This window comes from Blautia faecis, from assembly GCF_020554845.1.
Taxonomy (GTDB): domain Bacteria; phylum Bacillota; class Clostridia; order Lachnospirales; family Lachnospiraceae; genus Blautia_A; species Blautia_A faecis.
The window spans coordinates 1-3,245 of sequence record NZ_JAJCIA010000070.1; the positions used below are offsets into that span (position 1 = coordinate 1).

The 3,245-nt window shown below is 44.1% G+C and carries 3 protein-coding genes, 1 tRNA gene and 1 other RNA gene; 2 read left to right on the forward strand and 3 right to left on the reverse strand.

What is annotated here, in order from left to right; genetic code table 11:
• The first annotated feature begins 111 nt into the window (after positions 1-111).
• An RNA gene (gene ffs, locus LIZ66_RS18120) (signal recognition particle sRNA large type) lies at positions 112-373 on the forward strand.
• A gap of 241 nt (positions 374-614) precedes the next feature.
• Here ffs and LIZ66_RS18125 read toward each other — a convergent pair.
• The 3 genes from LIZ66_RS18125 to LIZ66_RS18135 form a co-directional block, all read right to left on the reverse strand.
• The gene (locus LIZ66_RS18125) at positions 615-1,052 is read right to left on the reverse strand and encodes a GatB/YqeY domain-containing protein (protein WP_195379972.1); all 438 of its coding nucleotides are present in this window, start codon (positions 1,050-1,052) and stop codon (positions 615-617) included.
• Between the two features lie 134 nt (positions 1,053-1,186).
• Positions 1,187-1,696, reverse strand: a complete 510-nt coding sequence (tadA, locus tag LIZ66_RS18130) for a tRNA adenosine(34) deaminase TadA (protein ID WP_118577972.1) — start codon at positions 1,694-1,696, stop codon at positions 1,187-1,189.
• Positions 1,697-1,823: 127 nt separating this feature from the next.
• Positions 1,824-2,843 (reverse strand): DUF6128 domain-containing protein, encoded by a 1,020-nt coding sequence (locus tag LIZ66_RS18135; RefSeq protein WP_227200622.1) that lies wholly within the window; start codon positions 2,841-2,843, stop codon positions 1,824-1,826.
• A 238-nt stretch (positions 2,844-3,081) separates the two neighbouring features.
• Here LIZ66_RS18135 and LIZ66_RS18140 point away from each other — a divergent pair.
• Positions 3,082-3,155 (forward strand) — tRNA-Pro (locus tag LIZ66_RS18140).
• The last annotated feature ends 90 nt before the right edge of the window (positions 3,156-3,245 follow it).

Sequence of the window (3,245 nt, forward strand, 5' to 3'; positions counted from 1 at the left end):
GGACATTTTCCTTTGTGGTATATTAGGACATTATCATAAATGGTTCATAATTTTTTTGCTGTTTTGCAGCAGTGGCTTGACAAATCCACAGTCTTCCTTTATAATTAAATTCCGCGCAGCCGGGGAGATAGCGGTGCCCTGTACCTGCAATCCGCTACAGCAGGGGTGATGCCAATCTGAGGCTTGTATCTTGTGGAGCTGCCCTTTATAAGTGGCGTTGACGTTTGGGTCTTACGCAACAGGACTCTATGAACCGTGTCAGGACAGGAATGTAGCAGCACTAAGTAGAATCTCCTGTGTGCCGTGAGGGTGCCTGGGCTGAGTTAACTGTAGAGGTAACGTCTGTGAGACCATTCCGAGGTGCGGCGCGCGAAATAAGATGATTGTGGAACGTCGGATGAGGGCGTTCTTTTTTTGTATTAAAATAGATTTCTGCAAAATGGGGAGAGCAAATTACTGGAATGCTTTTTCAAACAGGCTCTGGCGCGGTACGCCCCAGGCAAACAAAAAGACACATATTGTATCAGGGCTGTGAATGTGTTGTTCACGCCATTTTTACAATATGTGTCCTATTTTTAGTTTGCTATTCTATTTTGAATGCAAGCTGTGAAAAATCATTTGCACAGCTCCGCTACGACCTGATTGATCACCTTGCCGTCAGCCTTGCCCTTCAGCTCTGGCATAATAGTCTTCATGATCTGTCCTTTGTTTCCAGAAGCGATCAGGTCTGCATGTTTCTCTGTAAGGTAAGCCTTGATCTCAGAAGCGTCCATCAGCTTTGGAGCGTATTTCGCAATCACATCATATCTTGCCTGATATTCATCTTTCAGATCCTGTCTGGATTCCGGACAGGTGTCGATCTGCTCTTTCACAGATTTCAGCTCTTTCAGGATAACACGGTCAACCAGTTCGCCACTGATATCGTCACGGCAGCCTTCGTCGATTGCCACCTTCTTCACTGCGGAAATCAGGGAAGAGACTGCATCCTTTGTTACTTTATCCTTCGCTTTCATGGCAGCTACCATGTCTTTTCTCAATACTTCAAGTTCCATTGTATTTTCCTCCTGTCATTTTCTATGTGGTTGTTTACATAATGTTCCACAACGTTCCATCAAATCATAATTCTTTCATCCTGTGGCATTTCAGACGACTTGATGTATTTTTTGCTTTGTTTTTTATCATACCACTAATTTTCTGATTTTCCAACCTGCTCTGCCAAAGATTTTTTCAGCATTTTCTTCTTTTCCCGAAGCTCGCGAAAAAAATCGGAAAGCATGATGGAACACTCTTCCTGAAGGACACCGCGGATTACTTCTACCTTGTGGTTAAAGCCATCCATTTCCAAAAGATTCAGCACAGAACCGGCACATCCTGCTTTTGGATTCATGCTGCCGATAACCACACGGTCAATTCTGGACTGCATAAGCGCTCCGGCGCACATCTGGCAAGGCTCTAAGGTTACATACATCGTGCAGCCTTCCAGTCTCCAGTCTCCTAATTTTTTGCTTGCCTTTTTAATCGCGTTCAATTCTGCGTGAGAAAGGGTATTCTTGTCCGTGTTTCTCCGATTATAGCCTCTTGCAATGATCTGCCCGTTGCAAACGATCACACAGCCAATTGGCACCTCTTCCAATGCCCGGGCTTTCTTTGCCTGGCGAATAGCCTCTTTCATATAACGTTCCTGATCTGTAAGCATTTTTTACCTTTACTTTCTACTACTTTATGGTGAATCTCGGCATTTTTGCCGCTGCGCTGTCATTTTCATTTCAGGCGCCGCAGCGGCAATAGCTTTATTATAGGCAGTTCGCACAGGGATGTCAATTTTAACAACCGGCAGGTGGATCAATCGCACGGTACCAGTACCCTCCCCTGCCTTTTTTCACCTTGATACAGTTGCTTTCTTTGAAGCAGGAAAAGCCGAACATGCCTGCCATAAACTGTTCCTGCTGGTCGTAGCTTCCGGGTACACCAAGTATGTACCGGCCATTTGATCTGTGGCACAGAAGGAGATGTCCGAAATTGTAGTATCCGTATTGCAAAAAACGGTTGTTGCGAAGGGCGCATTGTCTTCTTGGAAAATGGACCAGATCCTGGGGTGTAATTTTCCAGCACTGGTTCAGATCGCTGTCTTGGAACGGGCAGAAGGGCTGACCAAATGGGAGTGCTATGGTTTTCTCCTTTTCCTCTTGTTTTGTATTTACTCTACAGGTAATTTTTTGCTCTGCTTCCCATATTCCCCCCACGGTTGGCTCATCTTTTGCTTGTGGTTCATCACTTATCATTTCTTCTGCTTCCAGCAGATCATCCTGCATTTGTTCCACCACATCCTCCACTTCATGCCTGTCATCTAAATCAGGTGTGGAATCTGTTTCCGGCTTGCTTTCATTCTCCAGCTTTTCTTCTGCTTTCTCTTTTATTATTTCACATACGGTACCAGTTTCTTCTTTCTTTATTATACTTTCCTTAAAATTCTCCGGGCGGATTGTCTGGTCATCCCACTCTGTTCCAAAAAAGCCTCCCGATTCTGTAAGCAAAATCATACCTCCCATTTTTTCCAGAGGAATTCCCGAGCCCCCCATATCCATTCCGTCTGTTTCCACCAGACATTCGATTCTATTTGCCTCCGTTTTGCAGCTGCCCAGCAAAATTCCATTCATCAGTCCCTCTTTTCGCACAAATCCATATACTTTGCACACTTCTCCTGCTGCCAGGTTTCCTACCTGAAGACGTGGTTCAATTGTACACATGTGATTTCTCACTTCCACCTTCATAAAGCCACAATTATCTTCCTTTTTCCCTTTTCGGTATTCATATACATATGCGATAAAACGCCGATATCCCACCAACTGACGCCCTCCCCTTTTTATGCATCTCACTCATTAATGTATATGAAAAAACAGAATTTTCATTCATAAAAACGCATTCTGTTTCACTTGGAACATCTGTTCAAATGAATTAATTTAAATGCCTCTCCCCAAATAAGACCTGGTTAATTTCAATTCTTTTTGAATTTTTTTGAATTTTTTCAATTTTTCTGTTGACAAGCCAGTATATTCTATGTATAATATCACTTGCAGTTGGCGAAGTGTGGCTCAGTTTGGTAGAGCGCTGCGTTCGGGACGCAGAGGTCGTGGGTTCGAATCCCGTCACTTCGACTACTTGGCAGGGGCGCCGAAAGCCTTGAGAAATCAAGGCTTAATAGTGACAAGTAACTATTTTGTCGCAGAGAACGGTGTGACCCGAAG

Bases quoted from the DNA above. Each gene is read 5' to 3' on its own strand.
- LIZ66_RS18125 (WP_195379972.1), bottom strand. From the start codon at position 1,052: ATGGAACTTGAAGTATTGAGAAAAGACATGGTAGCTGCCATGAAAGCG.
- tadA (WP_118577972.1), bottom strand. From the start codon at position 1,696: ATGCTTACAGATCAGGAACGTTATATGAAAGAGGCTATTCGCCAGGCA.